Source organism: Clostridium sp. AF35-15 (assembly GCF_003477745.1).
In the GTDB taxonomy this organism is placed as follows: domain Bacteria; phylum Bacillota; class Clostridia; order Lachnospirales; family Lachnospiraceae; genus Otoolea; species Otoolea fessa.
Window position 1 is genome coordinate 107,613 of record NZ_QUDY01000008.1, and the last position, 20,922, is coordinate 128,534.

18 protein-coding genes are annotated in these 20,922 nt (G+C 52.2%); all 18 read left to right on the forward strand.

Features of this window, described 5'->3' with window-relative positions; genetic code table 11:
- Positions 1 to 232: 232 nt before the first annotated feature.
- Positions 233 to 1,186 (forward strand): hypothetical protein, encoded by a 954-nt coding sequence (locus DWZ76_RS10560; RefSeq protein ID WP_118472611.1) that lies wholly within the window; start codon positions 233 to 235, stop codon positions 1,184 to 1,186.
- A 114-nt stretch (positions 1,187 to 1,300) separates the two neighbouring features.
- Entirely contained in the window at positions 1,301 to 1,588 is a 288-nt protein-coding gene (locus DWZ76_RS10565) for a hypothetical protein (protein WP_243098996.1), read from the forward strand.
- 20 nt (positions 1,589 to 1,608) lie between these two features.
- A complete protein-coding gene (locus DWZ76_RS10570) occupies positions 1,609 to 1,791 on the forward strand; it encodes a DUF4250 domain-containing protein (RefSeq protein WP_022360303.1) in 183 nt (60 codons plus the stop codon).
- Entirely contained in the window at positions 1,763 to 2,206 is a 444-nt protein-coding gene (locus DWZ76_RS10575) for a type II secretion system protein (RefSeq protein ID WP_118472612.1), read from the forward strand. The genes DWZ76_RS10570 and DWZ76_RS10575 overlap by 29 nt, the downstream gene beginning before the upstream one ends.
- Positions 2,207 to 2,502: 296 nt before the next feature.
- Positions 2,503 to 3,246, forward strand: coding sequence for a lysophospholipid acyltransferase family protein (locus tag DWZ76_RS10580; protein WP_117796051.1), 744 nt, complete (start codon positions 2,503 to 2,505; stop codon positions 3,244 to 3,246).
- 3 nt (positions 3,247 to 3,249) lie between these two features.
- Positions 3,250 to 4,374, forward strand: a complete 1,125-nt coding sequence (locus tag DWZ76_RS10585; RefSeq protein ID WP_117796050.1) for a bifunctional chorismate mutase/prephenate dehydratase — start codon at positions 3,250 to 3,252, stop codon at positions 4,372 to 4,374.
- A gap of 106 nt (positions 4,375 to 4,480) precedes the next feature.
- The gene (locus tag DWZ76_RS10590) at positions 4,481 to 5,779 is read left to right on the forward strand and encodes an ATP-binding protein (RefSeq protein ID WP_181986214.1); all 1,299 of its coding nucleotides are present in this window, start codon (positions 4,481 to 4,483) and stop codon (positions 5,777 to 5,779) included.
- Position 5,780: 1 nt separating this feature from the next.
- A complete protein-coding gene (locus DWZ76_RS10595) occupies positions 5,781 to 7,346 on the forward strand; it encodes an HD domain-containing protein (RefSeq protein WP_107001430.1) in 1,566 nt (521 codons plus the stop codon).
- Positions 7,347 to 7,348: 2 nt separating this feature from the next.
- Positions 7,349 to 9,478: an RNA degradosome polyphosphate kinase gene (locus tag DWZ76_RS10600; protein WP_118472613.1), complete on the forward strand. Its 2,130-nt coding sequence runs from the start codon at positions 7,349 to 7,351 to the stop codon at positions 9,476 to 9,478.
- A 158-nt stretch (positions 9,479 to 9,636) separates the two neighbouring features.
- Complete coding sequence (locus tag DWZ76_RS10605; RefSeq protein ID WP_022360295.1) at positions 9,637 to 10,341, forward strand: response regulator transcription factor; 705 nt, start codon at positions 9,637 to 9,639, stop codon at positions 10,339 to 10,341.
- Complete coding sequence (locus tag DWZ76_RS10610) at positions 10,331 to 11,470, forward strand: HAMP domain-containing sensor histidine kinase (RefSeq protein WP_333490916.1); 1,140 nt, start codon at positions 10,331 to 10,333, stop codon at positions 11,468 to 11,470. The genes DWZ76_RS10605 and DWZ76_RS10610 overlap by 11 nt, the downstream gene beginning before the upstream one ends.
- A 196-nt stretch (positions 11,471 to 11,666) precedes the next feature.
- Positions 11,667 to 14,123, forward strand: coding sequence for a hypothetical protein (locus DWZ76_RS10615; protein WP_118472614.1), 2,457 nt, complete (start codon positions 11,667 to 11,669; stop codon positions 14,121 to 14,123).
- A complete protein-coding gene (locus DWZ76_RS10620; protein WP_107001433.1) occupies positions 14,123 to 15,085 on the forward strand; it encodes an ABC transporter ATP-binding protein in 963 nt (320 codons plus the stop codon). Before DWZ76_RS10615 ends, DWZ76_RS10620 begins: the two co-directional genes overlap by 1 nt.
- A gap of 7 nt (positions 15,086 to 15,092) precedes the next feature.
- Positions 15,093 to 15,986, forward strand: a complete 894-nt coding sequence (locus DWZ76_RS10625) for an ABC transporter permease subunit (RefSeq protein ID WP_243017812.1) — start codon at positions 15,093 to 15,095, stop codon at positions 15,984 to 15,986.
- A 55-nt stretch (positions 15,987 to 16,041) separates the two neighbouring features.
- Entirely contained in the window at positions 16,042 to 17,364 is a 1,323-nt protein-coding gene (locus DWZ76_RS10630; RefSeq protein ID WP_118472616.1) for an SPFH domain-containing protein, read from the forward strand.
- A 5-nt stretch (positions 17,365 to 17,369) separates the two neighbouring features.
- The gene (locus DWZ76_RS10635; RefSeq protein WP_118472617.1) at positions 17,370 to 18,455 is read left to right on the forward strand and encodes a TFIIB-type zinc ribbon-containing protein; all 1,086 of its coding nucleotides are present in this window, start codon (positions 17,370 to 17,372) and stop codon (positions 18,453 to 18,455) included.
- Positions 18,452 to 19,333: a TPM domain-containing protein gene (locus DWZ76_RS10640; protein ID WP_118472618.1), complete on the forward strand. Its 882-nt coding sequence runs from the start codon at positions 18,452 to 18,454 to the stop codon at positions 19,331 to 19,333. The genes DWZ76_RS10635 and DWZ76_RS10640 overlap by 4 nt, the downstream gene beginning before the upstream one ends.
- A gap of 37 nt (positions 19,334 to 19,370) precedes the next feature.
- Positions 19,371 to 20,882, forward strand: coding sequence for an SEL1-like repeat protein (locus DWZ76_RS10645; protein ID WP_022360287.1), 1,512 nt, complete (start codon positions 19,371 to 19,373; stop codon positions 20,880 to 20,882).
- The last annotated feature ends 40 nt before the right edge of the window (positions 20,883 to 20,922 follow it).

A 20,922-nucleotide genomic window follows, 5' to 3' on the forward strand; every position in this document is an offset into this window, starting at 1 on the left:
ATGTGGTATTTTATGCCGATTTAAACTCAGCACAGAAAATTTCAGGTTACTGTTCATTTAATGCGAAGCCACGGCAAATTTCGTTACGGGGCACGTATGCGTGAACAATAACAATTTTAGAAAGGATGGAGAAGGTTGAGAGAGGAGTACGGAAATTTAGAACGTGCTTACGAAAGAATGCGGTTCGGCTGGCAGGAGACATTTGCCGGGGAATGGCAGAAAGGGAGAATGTATGGGGAAAAGAGAAGACAGAAGATATGGCTGGAGGCTGGCAGTGCTGACATTTGTGCTGCTGTGCCTGCAGGGCACCGGCGGACAGGCTTACGCACAGGAAGATAAGGCGGGAGAACGGCGGATCCGTTATTCTTCTTCCTATTTGAAAGAGGCTGAGATACCAGAAGCGCCGGAAGAATATCTGGAAGAGGGGGAAATAACCTATCGGCTTGTGGGGACAGAGATAGAGGCGGTGCCGGTGCGCGGCAGAACGCGGGAGGTTTCGGGGGAGATGGTCTATCCGTCCGTGACGCGGGAACAGGAGATCCCGGCGAGAGCGCCGATGGAGGTGGAGGATCGGGAGAGCCAGAAGACGGTATCGGTTATGCTGGATCTGAAAAGAACCTCTTATGAGAACGAACACTGGCAGGATGGATTTGAGATTTCGGTCGTATTTCACGAATACGGGGCGGATACATACCAGCTGGGTGGGGCTGTCGTGATGCATGATGAGAAAGTGCCGCCATTGGAGGCGTGCAGAGAAGAACTGCTTGCAAGTGTGGGGCTATCGGAGGATGATGTGCAGATTGAGTCCGCAAGCTGGGAGGGAGATGCCTATCAGGATGAGGCTGGCATCTGGTGCCGCAATGCGGCGGTACAGGCAAAACGCCGCGTATGGGACTGCCGGGCAGTGTACGGGGGAACGGTCAGACTTCCGGCATATGAGCGTTACCGGAGGCGGATGGAGTATGAAAAAGCGGAACTGGATGTGGAAGAGATGACAGAAATAGAAGCGGATCCAGGAACTCTGGTGGAAACAGAGACTGCGCCGGTGGAAAACCTCCCGCTTCCGTTCTGGAGACGGTGGATTCACTACGGACTGACGATCAGTGTAAGTCTGTTGCTGCTTTTACTGGCATGGCTTGGATTTCGGCAGCTGCGGCGGATGGCGCGTGAAAAAAACGAACGGTAGGTTATGTGGGCGCAGTTGATAAAAGGAAAAAAGTGCCGTATACTAGAAAACTGGTAAGCTGGCGGTTATGGTTCGTGTAAAAAAATTTTGAAATCAGAGGCACGGCGTGAGGATATGCCAGCAGCCAGAATCGGGGATCAGACCAGAAAGAAGAGGGAAAACGGCGTGACAAGAGATGTTGTATTTAAAATGGAACGTCCGGGACTGGTAGAAGTCGGACAGACAGTAGAGGTGACGGAGTCGGTGACGCCGTTTAATGTCAATTATATGATTGAACCGGCGGTGGCGATGTCGGGGCTTTTTAAGCTGAATGACCGGATTCCCGCCGATCACGGCGTGGTAAAGGCGATCGAGGAAAATGACCGCGGTTACTATGTGACGGTTACGTTTGAGTATGAATAAAAGGACAGAAAGGGAAAAAGATGGCAGGAAAAATACCGAACGATCCGATTATGTGCCTGAGTTTTGTGAACACACAGCTCAGAGATTTTTACCCGGATTTAGATGAATTATGCAGTGCGTTTGATACAGAACGGTCGGAGCTTGAGAAGAAGCTGCAGGCGGTGGGATATACCTATGACAGAGAAAAGAACCAGTTCCGCTAGGGCACGGTCAGGCTTTACGCTGGCAGAGCTGCTGATCGTGACCGGGATTGTGGCGATTCTCGTTGCAGTTTCGATCCCGATCATGTCCGGACAGGTACAGAAAGCGAAGGAAGTGCGGGCGAAAGCCGAGGCGAGGATTCTATGCATGGCGCTCTGGATGTATCTACATGATTTGGATGAACAGGACATTCATCCGGAAAGCTGGGAGCTGATGATGGATCTGGGTGGTTCTTTCCGGGATCTGGGAGAAAATCCGCTGGAAAACTATCTGGATGGAGAGATTTCTGAGGATGTGTCTATCTACAGCGTGTATTACAGCGATACACTGGAAAGCTATGAGGGAATCTTGTGCGAGATAGGTGGAATCGAGGTGGAAGCGCTGATCAGCGGAAAGACGGAGATTGTGAATCCATAAAAAATAGAGAGGCAGGTTACTGTTCACAGGTAGGCACTTTGGGAACCGAAAGTGCCGTAAGAAAACGTGGTGGCAGCAGGAATTTGCCGTATTTAAATGCGAAGCCACGGCAAATTCCGATACTGGGCACGTATGCGTGAACAGTAACAGAGGCAGGATGTCTTACAAGGAAAGTCTTGTAAAACCCTGCTTCTTTCTATATAATGAGACAGTAAAGCAGTCTGTCTGGAAATGAAAATAGCAGGATAAAAACCAGACGGTTTCGGACAGATACAAGAGAAAAGAGAGGTATCAGTATGTTTCGCGCGATAAAGATAGTAGGAACGATCGTCAGCTTCCTTGTTGGTTCCATCGGCACATTGCACCGTATGGATAAACAGGGACAGGTAGATCCGGTCGCAGTGGAGGAAGAAAGCACCCAGATGGTGCGTAATATTTTTGAAAAACTGCTCAAAATGGCAGGTGTGACGGTAGAGGTGCGCGGATATGAAAATATTCCGCAGGATCGCCCGGTGCTCTATGTGGGAAACCACCGGAGCTATTTTGATATCCTGGTTGGCTATACGACGGTTCCGGGACTGATGGGATTTGTGGCAAAGAAAGAGATGGAGAAGATTCCGCTCTTGTCAAAATGGATGCTCAATGTCAACTGTCTGTTTTTAGATCGGAATAATATAAAAGAAGGTTTAAAAACGATTCTGGCGGGGATCGAGAAGGTGCGCCGCGGCGTTTCTGTCTGGATTTTTCCGGAGGGAACCCGCAATAAAAATGAACAGCTTTCAGATCTGCTTCCATTTAAAGAGGGAAGCTTGAAGATTGCAGAGAAAGCTGGCTGTCCGGTTGTTCCAGTGGCGATCAAGGGAACAGCGGAGGTCTTTGAGAAGCATATTCCGCTTATTTGTCCAAGCCATGTCGTGATTGAGTTCGGCGAGCCGTTTATCGTGAAAGAGCTGGATCCGGAGAACCGGAAGTTTGTCGGCGCATATACGAGAGAAAAGATCGCAGGGATGCTTTCAGAGATGGAAAAGGAGAACAGCTAAGAGATGGATTTGCTGGAGATAAGAGGGCGTCTGGACCAGATTGACACCCAGATAGAAAAGTTATTTGAGGAGAGAATGCGCCTTTGCAGCGAGGTGGCAGAGTATAAGATCGCGACCGGAAAGGCGGTTTACGACGCCGAGCGTGAGAAACAGAAGATCGAGTCAGTTCAGGCGATGGCGGAGAGCGAGTTCAACAAGCAGGCGGTTGCCGAACTGTTTTTGCAGATGATGACGCTGAGCCGCCGGTATCAGTATCAGACCATTGCAGGGCGCGTCGGCGGTCCGGATCTGGGCTTCCATAAGGTGGAGAAGCTTGAAACAGCCGGAAAACGCGTGGTGTTCCAGGGATTAGAGGGTGCTTACGGTCATGCGGCGGCGCTGCAGTTCTTTGGAAAAGACGCGGATATCCATCATGTACGCCGGTTTGAGGATATGATGGTGGAGATTCAGGAGGGAAAAGCTGATTTTGCGGTGCTTCCGATTGAAAATTCTTCCGCCGGTGCCGTGACGGACAACTATGATCTGCTTTTAAAATACGACAATGTGATCGTGGCGGAAACATTTCTGCCGGTACATCACTACCTGCTTGGCACACCGGACGCGGAACTTTCCGATGTGAAGCGTGTTTTTGCCCATCCGCAGGCGTTGATGCAGAGCAGCGACTTCTTAAACCAGCACGACTGGCAGCAGCTCAGCATGGAAAATAATGCTGTGGCGGCACAGAAGGTACGCGATGAGAAAGATCCGTCACAGGCGGCAGTCGCAGGTGAGGTGGCAGGTGAGATTTACGGACTCAAAAAGCTGGCAGGTCCGATCAACAACTGTCCGGACAATACGACCCGTTTCCTGATTTTGGCGAAGGATCGCGTCTATCAGGCGGGTGCAGAGAAAATCAGCCTCTGTTTCGAGCTGCCGCACCGCAGCGGTACGCTGTACAGTATGCTCGGCAATTTTATTTTCAATGACGTCAATATGCGTATGATCGAGTCCCGTCCGATCCCGGAGGAGAGTTGGCAGTACCGCTTCTTCGTGGACATCGAGGGAAACCTGGAGGATGCCGGTGTGCAGAATGCACTGTACGGAATCATGCGCGAAGCGAAAAATGTAAAAATATTAGGAAATTACTAGACTCTTTAGCTTAGGACAAGACAGAATGGGTTGCTGTCCACGGGCAGGCATTTTTGAGACTGAAAGTACTGTAAAAAAATGTGATGGTAACCGGAAAGGCAGAATAATGGAAGAAAAAAGAAAAAATACGATGATTTTATACCGCAACCTGCGGTATCAGCAGTTATTTGACGATATGTGCAGCCTCTTAAAACCAGAGGAAGGCGAGGCACGCCCGGATGCATATGCATGCGCGAGTCAGCTCATCGATCTGGCAGTGACCTATGGATTCCGCGGAAACCTGTGGCATTGTTTCCTGGCGTTCTGCATGGCAAACAATGAAAATGCCTACAGCACATCCTGCGAGATCATCGGACCGGTCGGCGGCAGTTTGAGCGAGCTTGCACGCCACGATTTTGCACAGGTCAGAGAGCTTTTTTCCCTGGATATTGCCCGTCTGGACGAGACTGAGAACGGCATCTGGTCGGAGATGAAGCATTACGAAAATGCGCTGGAAAACAGCAAGGCGTTCAACCACCGCATCCGCGACCGGATCGTTGAATTATCGGTTTCCCTGGAGCATGCGGAGAGTGATCAGGAATTTCAGGATATCGTGACCGAATTTTATAAAGAATTTGGTGTTGGCAAGTTTGGCCTTAACAAAGCATTCCATATTATCATGGATGAGGAGGCAAAACAGGTTGATATCGAGCCGATCACGCGCGTAGAACATATCAAGCTTAACGATCTGGTCGGCTATGAGCTGCAGAAAGCCAAGCTGATTGAGAATACCGAGGCATTTATCGAGGGGCGCGCGGCAAACAACTGCCTGCTTTTCGGTGACAGCGGTACCGGTAAATCATCCAGTATCAAGGCGATCTTAAATCAGTATTATGACCGCGGACTCCGCATGATCGAGGTGTACAAGCACCAGTTCCGCGGACTGTCAGATGTCCTGGAGCAGATCAAAGACCGCAACTACAAATTTATCATTTATATGGACGATCTTTCCTTTGAGGAATATGAGCTGGAATATAAATATCTGAAAGCAATCATTGAAGGTGGTCTCGGCATTAAGCCGCAGAATGTCCTGATCTATGCGACATCGAACCGCCGCCACTTAATCCGCGAAAAATTTAGTGATAAGCGCGAGCTGGACGACGATCTGCACTCCAACGATACGGTGCAGGAAAAACTGTCTCTGGTTGCGCGTTTTGGCGTCACGATCTACTACGGCTCACCGGACAAGAAAGAGTTCCAGAACATCGTCCGCGTACTGGCAGACAAATACCACATCCATATGCCGGAGGCAGATCTGCTTCTGGAAGCCAACAAGTGGGAGTTAAGCCACGGCGGACTGTCCGGACGTACTGCCACCCAGTTTATTGCAAATTTACGCAGCAAGCTGAAAGGAGAGATCAAGTAATATGACCGTTAAAACCTTTGCCGCTATTGATGTGGGTTCCTTCGAACTGGAGCTGGGAATTTTCGAGATTTCTGCTTCCGCCGGAATCCGCGAGATCGATCATGTGCGCCATGCGCTGGCGCTTGGCAAAGACACGTACAATGACGGACGTTTGAGCCACGAGATCGTGGAGGAAATGTGCGAGGTCCTGAATAAGTTCCGGGAAGTGATGAAAACATACCGGGTATCGGATTACCGGGCATTTGCGAGCAGCGCGCTTCGGGAGGCGCGGAACAGCCAGATGGTACTGGACCGGATTCTGGTGCGTACCGGACTCCGGGTCCGCACGATGAACAACTCGGAGCTTCGTTTTAAGAGTTATAAAGCCGTTGCAGCCAGGGAGGAAGAATTCCAGCACACCGTGAAAAACGGTGCGGCGCTGATGGATGTCGGATTCGGAAGCACCCAGATCTCCCTCTTTGATGAGGAGGTACTGGTATCAACGCAGAACCTTCTGCTCGGCGTGCTGCGCTTAAGTGAAATGTCAGCACACTGGCGCGTCGATTACCGGAAGATCCCGGCGATCATCGATGAGCTGGTAGAAAATGAATTATACACATTTCGGAAGATATTTTTAAAAGAGCATCAGATCGAGACACTGATTGCAACCGGCGAGACAATGAACTATATGATCAGCCGCGGCATGCATGAAAAAGGCGGGGCGCGGTTCACGGCAAAGGAATTTGGCGTGTTCTGCGAGAAGCTGATTGGGATGTCCTCGGAGGAGATTCAGGAGCGCTATGAGCTGCCGCAGGATTACGCAGAAGTGCTGATTCCAAGTGCGATTCTCTACCGGAAGGTATTAGACATGACGGGTGCTTCCTATATCTGGGCACCGGGGACGACACTCTGCGATGGTATCGCGGCAGAGTATGCACAGGAAAACCGTCTGGTCCGCTTCCATCATGATTTTGAGGCAGATATCCTCTCAACGGCGCGCCAGATGGCGAAGCGCTACCGCTGCCACGGCGCACATGTGCGCGAGGTAGAGCGGTCGGCGGAGATGATTTTTGATGCAACGAAAAAATACCATGGTCTGGGAGCGCGGGAACGGCTGCTTTTAAAGATCGCAGCGACCCTGCATGACTGCGGCAAGTTTGTCAGCATCACGCGCGGTTCGGAAAGCTCGTACCAGATCATCATGGATACGGAGATTATCGGAATTTCCCATCTGGAGCGCGAGGTTGTAGCCAATATTGTGCGCTACAACATTCAGGAATATGCCTACGATGAGGTCATCCTGGAGTCGGATCTGTCCCAGTATGCGGGGCTTGGAACCTCCCGGAGAGAGCTGACGATCCTGATTGCGAAGCTGACGGCAATTTTGCGTCTGGCCAATTCGATGGACCGCAGCCACCGCCAGAAGCTGAGCGACAGCCGCATCGCTGTGCGGAACGGCAGTCTGGTGATTACGACGGACTGTCCGGAGAGTATCGTGCTGGAGCAGTATTCATTTGACCAGAAGGCAGATTTCTTTGAGGAAGTCTTTGGAATACGGCCTGTACTCAGGCAGAAAAGAGGGGTATAAGGATGTCGGATGCAGTGTTGAAATACGGAGAACCTGAAAATTATGTAAACCGTGAACTGAGCTGGCTGGAATTTAACTACCGGATTCTGGGTGAGGCGCGTGACAAGACGACCCCGCTGTTTGAACGTCTGAAATTTTTAAGTATCACGGCGTCGAACCTGGATGAGTTTTTCATGGTCCGCGTGGCATCCCTCAAGGACATGGTTCACGCCAATTATACGAAGCGGGATATTGCGGGTATGACGGCACAGGAACAGCTGGATGCGATCGATGGAAAAACGCATGAGCTGGTCGAGAATCAGTACCGGATCTATAACCGGATGCTTCTGCCGCTCTTAAAACAGCACGGTCTGCGTGTGGTCACTGAGCATGAGAAGCTGACGAAGGAAGAAGCGGTGTACGTTGATCGGTATTTTGAGGAATCGGTCTACCCGGTCCTCACGCCGATGGCGGTTGATTCCTCCCGCCCGTTCCCGCTTATTCACAATAAATCGTTAAATATCGCCGCGCTGGTCCGCAAGAAAAAAGGAGACGGTGAGCTGGAATTTGCGATGGTCTGCGTGCCGGGCGGGCTTCCACGCGTGGTGGAGCTGCCGTGCCAGGAGGGCAAATCTATCATTTATCTGGAAGAAGTCATCGAGCGGAACATCGACAAATTGTTCTTAAATTATGATATTATCAGCTGCCATCCGTTCCGTGTCATGCGAAATGCCGATCTGAGCATCGACGAGGATGAGGCGGAGGATTTGCTCAAGGAGATCGAGCAGAAGCTCAAGAAACGCCAGTGGGGCGAGGTCATCCGCCTGGATATCGAGAAAAAGGCGGACAAGCGCCTCTTAGACATCCTCAAACAGGAGCTGCACGTTGGCGGGCACGCGATCTATGAGATTGACGGACCGCTTGATCTGACCGTCCTCATGAAGGTGTTCGGTCTGCCGGGCTTTGATGAATTTAAGACACCGCCGTACACGCCGCAGCCGGTTCCGGCGCTGATGAATGAGGATGATATTTTTGCCAATATCCGCAAAGGCGATATATTGCTGACCCACCCGTTTGAGACCTTTGAGCCGGTCGTCAATTTTATCAAGAAAGCTGCCCGCGACCCGGAGGTGCTGGCGATCAAGCAGACCCTCTATCGTGTCAGCGGCAACTCCCCGATTATCGCGGCGCTCGCCGAAGCGGCGGACAATGGAAAACAGGTGTCGGTTCTGGTTGAGCTGAAAGCCCGTTTTGACGAGGAAAACAATATTCTCTGGGCGAAGATGCTGGAAAAAGCCGGCTGCCACGTTATCTACGGTCTGCTGGGGCTGAAAACACACAGTAAGATCACGCTGGTGGTGCGCCGCGAGGAAGAGGGCATCCGCCGCTACGTCCATCTGGGAACTGGAAATTACAACGATTCGACGGCAAAACTCTACACCGACTGCGGTCTTTTAACCTGTGATCCGCTGATCGGTGAGGATGCGACTGCAGTCTTTAACATGCTGTCGGGTTATTCGGAGCCGCTTGGCTGGAACAAGCTGTCGCTGGCGCCGCTGTGGCTGCGCGGACGTTTTCTGCGCCTGATCCAGCGGGAAACGCGCAACGCCCGCGAAGGTATTCCGGCGCGGATCGTGGCAAAGATGAACTCCCTGTGCGACCGTGAGATCATTGCGAGTCTTTACGAGGCGTCCAATGCGGGGGTAAAAATACAACTCATCGTCCGTGGCATCTGCTGTCTGCGCGCCGGGATTCCGGGATTAAGCGAGAATATAACGGTCTGCTCGATCGTTGGAAATTTCCTTGAGCACAGCCGTATTTTCTACTTCGAGAACGACGGTGAACCGCAGATTTTCATGGGAAGTGCCGACTGGATGCCGCGAAACCTCGACCGTCGTGTGGAGATTCTCTTCCCGGTTGAGGATGAGAAGCTGAAAGCACGCATCTGTCACATCTTAGAGGTACAGCTTGCCGACAATGTCAAGGCGCAGTACCTGAGACCGGACGGAACCTACGCTAAACGCAACCGCCGCGGCAAAGAGCCGGTCTGCGCGCAGGATACCTTCTGTGCGGAGGCAGTGCAGGCGGCGAAGGAAGCTGGAAAAAAGCAGGACCCGGCGGCGATGAGGGTGTTTATTCCGCTGGAACAATAAAGAAATTGCAGTTCGCAGATAAGCAAAATTCTCCAAAAATGTAATAAATTTTTAAAGCATAAATCCTCCCCATATGGTAAACTGGAAACAGGTATATTCGTCTGGTATTTCGCATAGAGATACCGGGAACCTGCATTACATATGAGGGAGGTTTTTTTATGTCTGAAATACACGTTCTGGTGGTGGATGATGAGAAAGAGATTGCCGATCTGGTGGAGATTTATCTGGTCAGTGATGGTTATAAAGTATATAAGGCATCCAATGCGTTAGAGGGATTGGAGATTCTGGAGAAGGAGACGATTCATCTGGTGCTTCTCGATATCATGATGCCGGGAATGGATGGTCTGGAGATGTGCCGCAAGATCCGGGAGACGAACAATATCCCGATCATCATGCTGAGCGCGCGCTCAGCGGATCTGGATAAGATTCTGGGACTGGGAACCGGCGCGGATGATTACGTGACGAAACCATTTAACCCGCTGGAGCTGACGGCGCGCGTCAAATCACAGCTTCGCCGCTATACGCAGTTAAATCCGCAGAGCGGTGCAGGAAACCAGGTTAAAAATGAGATCTCGATCAAGGGGCTCACGATCAACAAAGATAATCATAAAGTGACGGTGTACGGCGAGGAGATCAAGCTGACGCCGATCGAATTTGATATCCTGTATCTGCTGGCATCCAATCCGGGGCGGGTCTTCAGCACCGATGAAATCTTTGAGAAGGTGTGGAATGAGAAAGTCTACGAGGCAAATAACACGGTTATGGTACATATCAGACGGCTTCGCGGCAAGATGAAGGAGGACACCCGACAGAACAAGATCATTACAACGGTCTGGGGGGTAGGATACAAAATTGAAAAATAAAAAAGATATGAGTCGCCGATTCCGGACACGGATGGTCATGAACATCGTTTACAGCACCGTGGTGGCATGCCTGGTGGAGGTGTTTCTGATTGCCAATGTTTCGATGATCAGCAGCTATCTGCGGGAGACGCGGTACCGGGATTCTTTTTTCCTGCGCCTGACGGAGACAGAGACACTGATGGCATTTGTCTATCTTCTGTCGGGCATCGCGATCTTCTCAGTCACTTTTTTTGCCCTCCAGGAGCGGTCCATGCGCTATATCAGCCGGATCTCGTCCGCGATTCAGAATATTTCCGAGGGCGATTTGAATACGACGATCGAGGTGCGGGGCGACGACGAGTTTACGGCGATGGCGGTCAATTTAAATAAGATGGTCGGGGATATCCGGAATCTGATGGACAAGGAGCGCGAGGCGGAGCGCACGAAGAATGAGCTGATTACCAATGTGGCACACGATCTGCGGACACCGCTGACCTCGATCATCGGCTATCTTGAACTTCTGTCCGGCAAGGTGGAGATTCCTGCAGAAATGCAGAAAAAATATATTGATATTGCCTATGCAAAATCGAAACGTCTGGAAAAACTGATCGAAGATTTGTTTGGTTTTACCAAAATGAATTATGGAAAAGTGGCAATGCACGTGTCGAAGGTGGACATCGTCAAACTGCTCAGCCAGCTGTTGGAGGAATTTTATCCGAGCTTCAAGGACAAAAACCTCTCCTACGAGCTGCAGAGCAATGTCCCGGGCAAGGTTATCACGGCAGACGGAAATCTTCTGGCGCGCCTCTTTGACAACCTGATCAATAACGCGATCAAGTACGGTGCGGACGGAAAACGGGTGCTGGTGCAGATTCACGCGGAGGAAGAGGTCGTGACCGTCTCGGTGACGAACTACGGTTACGTGATTCCGGCGGACGAGCTGCCTCTTTTATTTAATAAATTCTACCGCGTGGAACAGTCGCGATCGACCAACACGGGCGGCACAGGGTTAGGTCTGGCGATCGCCAAAAATATCGTCGATATGCACGGTGGCACGATTCAGGTAACGAGCGATCTGAATGGAACGGTGTTTACGGTGCGCCTGCGGACGAATTTTGACATCAACAGGGAAAATTTCCAGATGCCGTAAAGGCGAGTGTGGGAAAGAATCTGATAGACATTTTAATGGATTTTTGGTTACTGTTCACAGGTAGGCACTTTTGGAACCGAAAGTGCCGTAAGAAAACATGGTGGCAGCAGGAATTTGCCGTATTTAAATGCGAAGCCACGGCAAATTCCGTTACTGGGCACGTATGCGTGAACAGTTACAGATAGGGAGAGAAAGAATGCAGAAAAAGAGGGGAATACAGTTCTTTTTTGCGATATTGATCGGATGGATGGCACTATTCTGCCTTCCTGCAGGGTACGCATATGCCTCACAGAAGGAAGCAGATGCGCCGCTGTCGATGGATGTTTCCTATGGATTTGACAATACGGCAAAGAGTGACCGTTACCTTCGGGTAACGGTCCTTCTGAATAATGATACAGCGCCGTTTGAGGGAACGCTGGAATTCCTGACCGCGCAGTCCAGTCTGGAGGCGTACCAGTATTCCTATCCGTTATCGTTGGCAGCGGGGGAGAAGTTTGAACAAGAATATTATATCCCGCTGGGTGTGCGGGCGGATCAGATGTTTGTATCGGTACAGGATGTAAACGGGAAAACGGTCATCCGGAAACGTCTGAAACTTGGTTCTGAGGAGGACGTTGCGGAGAGTTATATCGGAATTTTGACGGATACGCCGGAGGCACTTTCTTATTTAGACGGCGCGGGCATCCGATATGGGACGCTTCGGACGCGGGCGGTTTTTCTGGATGCCGAGCAGGCACCGGATGACCGGCTGGGTTACGATCCGCTGGATCTGGTAATTGTGTCTGGATTTGACCTGGATTCGCTCAGCGATGTCCAGTATGAGGCGCTGCGGCGCTGGGTGGAAGACGGCGGTACGATCCTCTTTGGCGGCGGTGTGGATTGTGCGAGAAATTATGGCAGGTTTGCAGAGAAGGTGCTGGAGCCGCCGTATCTGGATGCGGTAACCGTTCCGGTCAGTCTGGGCGGGGAGACGGCACCGGGCGAGCAGACGGGGGAGATCCAGGCAGAATGCGTCGATGTGAACCTGAAGAACGGCAGCACTCTGCTGGCGGGGGAAGTGTTCCCGCTGTTATCCCATACGAACTGCAAACAGGGGCGGATCGTGGCAGCTGCCTTTTCGATGGATGCGATCAGCGATTTGTGTCTGACCAATCCATCCTCATTTGAAAAGCTGTATACGCTGGTGCTGGGAAGTGATACCGTGGACGAGCTGGCACAGGAGGATTACTACGGTTATTCGGGCTCGTATTTCAGCGTACAGGGGCTGGTCAACACCGGCAATGCGGGGCGGCTTCCGAAGGTTGCGGCATATACGGTGATCGTGGTGGTCTATCTGCTTTTGATCGGTCCGGGCATCTATTTCTACTTAAAAAAGCGAGGAATTTACCGGTATTATCTGCCGGCGGTGACACTGGGGGCGTTTTTGTTTACCGGCATTATTTATGCGCTGGGCGTAAAGACACGCTTCCGGGAGCCGTTTGTGACGTATGCGTCGATTCTGGATACCTCGGGAGAAGAGGCGGAAGAAGCCACTTATATGAACATCCGAAGCCCTTATAACAAGCCGTATTCGGTGAGCTTAAAGCCGGGCTATGAGGTGCGCCCGATGACGCGCAGTTACTATTACGATGCGGTTTCGGCGGTGCGCTTTACCGGTGAGGAAGAGTATCATACGAACTTTGTTTATCAGCCGGAACGGGTCGAAATTAAAATGCGGGATACGGTCGCATTTTCACCGAATCTGTTTACCCTGCGTCGTGAGCTGGAGAAAACGGACGCGATGGGCGTTCAGGGAAATATTTCCTATTTTGACGGCGTGGTGTCGGGAACGGTAAAAAACTGTTTTGAGGAACCGCTGGAGAATGCGGCTCTGCTCATCAATGGGAAAGCGGTGCTGCTGGGAAGATTAGAGCCTGGGCAGACGGTTTCTCTGGATGGAAAGGAGAGCTGCGATTATCCGGTCAGCTATTCGTATGCGGCAGCACAGATGGTGACCGGGGCGGATCAATATGAGAAAGCGGAGATTGAGGATCCGGACTATTTAAAGGCGCAGGAGCGGACGAGACTTTTGAGCTTTTATCTGGATTCCGGCGCGGGGCGTAATCCGTCCGAGGCGTGCCTGGTGGCATTTTCAACCCGGAAGCTCCAGGGAGAGGAAGATTTTCTGGCGGATACGAGGACACTTCGGGAAGGATTTTGCATGGTGACCGAGTCAATCCCGCTGAACCGTGAAAAAGACGGAAAACTTTACCGTTCGGCGCTTGAGGAAGATCCAACGGTGCTCGCCGGAAATTATGAGGCGGCGTACAACACAATGTATAGCGGGGAAACAGCGGAGGCTGCGACGGTCGAATATTCGCTGGGAAGTGACCTTGTCATTGAAAAGCTTACGTTTGAAACTCTGTCACCGCGATTTTCGGAAAATCCGCTCTATCCGTATATGTCATCCTTCTCCGGAAGCATGTATTTCTATAACTATGAGACCGGGCGCAATGACCGGATTGAGCTGAAATCAGAGTATTCGGCAAAGGAGCTTTCGCCGTACCTGTCTCCGTCGAACACATTGACCGTCAAATATGTGCCGGAACAGACGGGAGAGTATGGCTGGGAAAGCCAGCTTCCAAGAATCTATGTCGTAGGGAGGAGAGAGTGATGCTGACGATTAAAAACCTCAGAAAACGATATGGCAATTTTCAAGCGCTGGATGGGCTGAATCTGGAGGTCGCGGACGGGGAACTCTTTGGATTCGTGGGTCCCAATGGGGCAGGCAAGACGACGACGCTCAAGATTCTTGCGGGACTTCTCGTTCCCGATGAGGGCGAGGTGGAGATCGGCGGACTGGATGTTTACTCAGACGGAAAAGAACTCCGGCGGCGGATCGGCTATGTGCCGGATTTCTTCGGAGTATATGATAACCTGAAAGTATCGGAATATATGGAATTTTTTGCATCCTGCTACGGAATTACGGGGCTGCAGGCGCGGACGCGCTGCCATACGCTTCTGGAACAGGTGCGGCTGGAAGATAAAGAGGACTTTTTCGTGGACGGGCTTTCGAGAGGTATGAAGCAGCGCCTCTGTCTGGCGCGGGCGCTCATCCACGATCCGGATCTTCTGATCCTGGATGAACCGGCTTCCGGGCTGGATCCGCGCACCCGGGTGGAGTATACGGCGATTCTGAAAGAACTGCGCGATCAGGGAAAAACGCTGCTCGTCAGCTCCCATATTTTATCGGAATTGTCAGAGCTTTGTACCTCGATCGGCATCATTGAGCAGGGAAGAACGGTCCTGCAGGGCAGCATGGATCAGATTTTTGCGCGGATCAACTCGTCCAATCCGCTTCTGATTTCGATTTTCAGCCAGAAAGAAAAGGCGCTTGCGATCCTGAAAAGCCATCCTTGCGTGCAGACGATCGCGGTGCAGGGGGATGAGATCAAGCTGGGCTTTTTGGGGGATCGGCAGGATGAGGCGCTGCTTTTGCAGCAGCTTATCGATGCGGATGTGATGGTCAGCAGCTTTATGCGCGAGAAGGGAAGCCTGGAATCACTGTTTATGCAGATCACAGGACATGAAGAAGAGAGGGCGGTGCTGAAACATGAGATGGAATCCGGTATTTAGGAGGGAAATGACAGTCGGAAGCCGCAGCATCCGCATGATGGCGATTCTGTTTGTTTTTAACAGTATTCTGGCGGCGGTGGCGCTGTTTAATATGTATTCGGTGGCGGAACAGGTCAGGACGACGGCGGAGATCCAGTATTCGCAGTTTCTGGATCTCTACACGTTCGTCTCCTCGATCGAATTTATCATGCTGCTTTTCATCATGCCGGCGCTGACTGCCAGCAGTATCAGCGGCGAGCGGGAACGCCAGACGCTGGAACTGATGCTGACGACCACGATGGAGCCGCGTGACATGGTGCTTGGAAAACTGGCGTCCTCGCTGGTGACGATGCTGGTGCTGGCGGTCTCGGCGCTTCCGGTACAGGCGCTTGTATTTGTCTACGGGGGCGTTACGCTGCAGGACATCGGGATGCTGTTCCTGTGCCACGGCGTTGTGGCAATTTTAACGGGCAGTATCGGGATCTTTTATTCATCGGTGCTGCGCCGCTCGACGGTATCGACCGTCTGCTCCTATGTGACGGTGGTGGCGCTGACGGCGGGAACGATGGCGGTCAATCTGTTTGCATACCGGATGGCGCTCCGGGCGGCAGATTCGTATGTATCTAATCTCAATGCATCGGAAATGGCAAGTTCCGGCATTTTACGCTATCTCTTTCTTTTCAATCCGGCTGTCTCGTTTTATAATGTAATTAACGGACAGGCGGGAAGCGGCGACATGAGAAAATGGTTCGAGCCACTGTTTGGCGTATTTCCAGACAATGCGATCACAGCACACTGGACGGCGTGCAGCCTGATTTTGCAGTGTATGCTGGCGATGGTGCTGATCGCGGCAGCAGTATGGGCGATCACGCCGGGAAAATGGAATCGGCATGGGAAAAATAAAGGGAATGATAACCGATAGATAGAAAAAGCAGAAAAACAGAGAAACTATGAATTTGGAGAAGGAGGCAGTGAGTATGGGAATTATCAGAGCAGCGGCACACGCGGTCGGCGGCGGGCTGGCAGATCAGTGGCTGGAAGTGATTGAACCGGAAAATATGGGGGAACAGACCGTATTTTCAGCGGGTGTGCAGACACGCCGCGGGGAGAACCGGAAGAGAACACCGGAAACGGTGTCCAATGGTTCTGTGATCCATGTGTACCCGAATCAGTTTATGATGTTGGTGGACGGCGGTAAGGTCGTTGATTATACAGCGGAAGAGGGTTATTATACAGTGCAGAATTCATCCCTGCCGTCTCTGTTTAACGGACAGTTCGGCGATGCACTGAAAGAATCCTTCAACCGTGTGCGTTATGGCGGACAGACGCCGTATGCACAGAAGGTCTACTATATTAATCTCCAGGAGATCAAGGGAATCAAGTTCGGCACACGGACGCCGATCAACTATTTTGATTTATTCTATAATTCCGAGCTGTTTCTGCGCGCACATGGAACTTACTCCATCAAGATTACGGATCCACTGAAATTTTATGCGGAGGCTATTCCGAAAAATCAGGATCAGGTGGAGATTGATTCCATCAATGAGCAGTATTTAGCGGAGTTTCTGGAAGCGCTGCAGACCTCGATCAACCAGATGTCGGCGGATGGCGTGCGGATTTCCTTTGTAGCCTCCAAAGGCAGGGAACTGGGACGCTATATGGCGGAGACGCTGGATGAAGAGTGGAACCGTCTGCGTGGCATGGAGATCCAGTCAGTCGGTATCGCCAGCATTTCCTATGATGAAGAATCGCAGAAACTCATCAATATGCGGAATCAGGGCGCGATGCTCGGCGACCCGTCGGTGCGCGAGGGGTATGTGCAGGGCGCGATGGCACGCGGCTTTGAGGCAGCCGGTTCCAACGGAAGCGGTGCGATGGCAGGCTTCATGGGAATGGGCGCCGGCATGAACTTCGGCGGCGGATTTATGGGCGCCGCATCGGCGTCCAACCTGCAGCAGATGCAGATGCAGCAGGCGGCGCGGCAGGGATATGCGGCACCGCAGGGCGGCTATGCGCCGGGGCAGGCGAATGGAGCGCCGCAGGGTGGTTATGCACAGCAGCCGGGACAGGTGGATGCGGCACCACAGGGCGCTTATGCACAACCGGCAGGACAGAACGCACCGCCTCAGGGCAGTGCGGCAGCTCCGGCAGAATCCTGGACTTGTGAGTGCGGCAATGTCAACCACGGAAAGTTCTGCTCCGAGTGCGGCAAGCCAAGACCAGCCGGTCCGTGGACCTGCAGCTGCGGAACGGTCAATACAGGTAAGTTTTGTTCCGAATGCGGAAAACCGAGGTCATAGGGCGTATGGAGATACAATCATATAAGTGTCCAAACTGCGGCGGCGGACTGGTGTTTGATCCGAAGACGCAGAAATTTAAATGTGAATACTGCCTCTCAGCGTTTACGGAAGAGACGTTGAAAGAGATGGAAGAGGCAGTCAGAAAGTCAGAGGAGGCTTCGAAGCCGGGGGGAATGCCGGAAGCGGAAAAGATAGAGAGCCAGAAGCAGGCGGAGTCTAAGATGGTTCTCTATACCTGCCCGAGCTGCGGCGCGGAGATCGTGGCACAGGAGACGACGGCGTCCACGTACTGCTGTTACTGCCACAATCCGGTGGTTCTTTCGGGAAGTCTGGACGGTAAATACCGCCCGGACGGTCTGATTCCGTTTGAGATCGACAAGAAAAAGGCAAAAGAAATCTTTAAAAACTGGATTCAGAAGAAAAAGTATGTGCCGGATGATTTCTACTCGCCGCGTCAGATGGAGTATCTGGAGGGAATTTATTATCCATATTGGATGTATAGCTGCCAGGTATCCGGTGAGATGCAGGCGGAGGCGCTGCGGAAACGCGTGACGGTGTCGGGGGAGATCGAGTATATCGAGACGAGCCGTTACCATCTGGAGAAAAAGGCGGAGCTTCCCATCAAGGATGTGGCGCGCAACGCGTTAAAGCAGGCGGACCGCAGCCTTGCCGAGACCGTGCTTCCGTTTGATATGAAGAAGCTGCGCCCGTTTCAGGCAGGCTATTTTCTGGGATTTAGGGCGGAGCGGCGCGACCGAGAAAAGGAAGAATTTGCACAGGAGATTGAGCAGGAGATCAAGCAGTATACGAGAGAATCCCTGCAAAATAGCGTCTCCGGCTACGATCATGTGGATATCCGGAACCACCGGGAGACCATCACGGGGGAAAAATGGAACTATGCCATGCTTCCAGTGTGGATGATGACCTACCCGGATCCGAAGAACGGGCAGATGTACTATTTTGCGATGAATGGGGAAAATGGAAAGGTCTGCGGCGTCCTGCCGGTTGATTCGAAAAAACTGGTGCGCCTGTTTTTGACGATTTTCATTCCTGTGTTTGTACTTTTGCTGCTGGGAGGATACCTGATATGATAGAGAATCAAAATGCGGGAGTCACACAGAAAAAGAAGAAATATGGACGGCTGAAAGATTTTATATGCTTCTCCGTTGCAGCATTTATTTCATTTTCACAGGTCAGCCCTATATGGGCGGCGGAAGGCACGCGCGTCTTCGACGAGGCGGGACTGTTCAGCGCGGAAGAAGTGCAGGAGCTGGAGACACGGATCGATGAGGTGCGTGATTCACAGGATGCCGATCTGGCGGTACTGACAGTCGAGGACGCACAGGGAGAATCGGCGGAAAGCTATGCCGATGATTTTTACGACAGCCACGGACTGGGCGTCGGGGACGATGCGAGTGGTATTCTGCTTTCGATCGATATGGACAACCGGGAGATATACGTTTCTACCACCGGGTATGCGATGAAGGTGCTGACGGATGCGCGGGTAGAGAAGGTGCTGGATGCGGCATATGACAGCGTGGCGGATGGAAACTATGCGGAAGGCGCGCTGGGGGCGATCGACAGCATCGAAAATTATCTGGAGATGGGCGTTCCGGCGGGACAGTATACGCAGGTGCGCGAGGAGAAAAAACATTCCCTGGAATGGTATGAGGTGCTGTTTGCGGCGGTTGCGGCAGCGATCGTGGCGGCACTCCCGTGCTTTTCGGTGATGCGCCAGTATAAGATGCAGAAAGAACACCGCCAGTCGCTGGGTTTCCATATGGCATACCGGGCGGACAGTGCGCTGCATTTTGTCCAAAATGAGGAGCAGTTTGTAAACCGATCGGTAGTGACCAGACGGATTCCGAAAAATCCGGGTCCGGGCGCTTCGGGCGGTTCGGCTGGAAGGACGACCATACATCAGGGCAGCAGCGGAAGGATGCACGGCGGTGGAGGCAGAAAGTTTTAATTGATACAATTTCGTGTGGAAGGCGGATGAATGATATATGACAATCCTGATGACAGGCTTATGTGAGAAAGGTGCAGACCAGATCTGGAAACAGTGTAACGATGCGATGTACGCCCAGGGAGTTACCTGGCTGGAAGAGGCGGCATATGCGGGCGATGCAGAAGCATGGTTCTTTTTAGGACACTGTTACAGCTGGGGGGACGGGGCTGTCGGGTTCAATGAGAAAAAAGCGTATGAATGTTACCTGCGGGGGGCTTCGGCGGGAAGTGCCCGGGCAGTGTTAGGAGCGCTGCGCGCCGGTCAGTATGACGAACAGATGAAGCAGTCGGCACGTTATTCCATCGAGGAAAGTTACCGTCAGGTGCGGGATGCCGCTGAGATGGGCGATGTCTATGCCGCGTGGCAGATGGGCGAGGCAGTTGAGTGGGAAGATCTGGCCGATTATATGCCGCAGACTGAGAGCGCCCGTGAGCAGTGCCTCTTCTGGTACGAACGGGCGGCGGACGGCGGCATTATCCCGGCGATGGTTAAGATGGGAAAATGCTGCCAGAATGGTACATACCGGGAAAAAGATGAAAAAGAGGCACTTCGCTGGGCGAATCAGTGCGCCGCCAGCGGGGAGGTCTGGGGACTCTTCCAGATGGGGGAACATTACCGCCAGGAAGAAGACTGGGAAGCTGCATTCCAATATGACTATGCGGCGGCAAAGCAGGGGTCTTCCCGCGCCATGCTGTATCTGGGGCAGATGTATTTAAACGGACAGGGCACAGAGCGCGATATCCAGGCGGCCGTCCAGGCGCTGGAAGGAGCCGCGGCGCGGAACGAGGCGGAGAGCTTTGAAGAACTTGGAAATCTGTTCTATCAGGATGAACTGGTGGAGCGCGATGATGAAAAAGCGTTTTACTGGTATGGAAAAGCATATGCGGCAGGCATCAAAGAGGCGGCGCTTCCGTTAGCCCGCCTGTATCTGCGCCCGTCCGACGAGCAGGACACCGTCCGGGCAGAAAAACTTTTGCGGGAGGCAGCTGGGATCGAGACGGACGGACAGGCAAGTCTGGCGCTTGGAAATATCTATCGGGATGGTCTGAACGGCGAGATTGATATGAAGCAGGCGGTTTCCTGGTACGAAAAAGGCGCTTCGCAGGGAAATCCAGAGTGCATGGAGATTCTTGGATGCCTGTATTTCCAGGGCGAAGAGGGAGTAGACCGCGATTATGCAAAAGCATTTGAGTGGCTGAACCGGTGCGAAGAAGCCGGAAGCCTGCAGTCTGCATCCAAGTTAGGCTATCTCTATATGAAGGGAGAAGGCTGCACCGCCGATGAAAATAAGGCGAAGGAGCTTTTTGAGCGGGCGGCACAGACGGAATGTGACGGATATGCACTCTATGAGCTTGGATTTATCTACGAACGGAAAAATGAATCCCCGGAAGATCTCGAGCGGGCGGCACAGTGCTACCAGAAGGCGATCGAGATGGGAAATGAGAGTGCTTCACGGCGGTTTTCCCATTTTAAGAAGGGATTGTTTGGGCGCTGGAAGATCACGTATTAAGGGGGAATTTTTCTTGCGCTGTGCCATAAAGTATGATAGA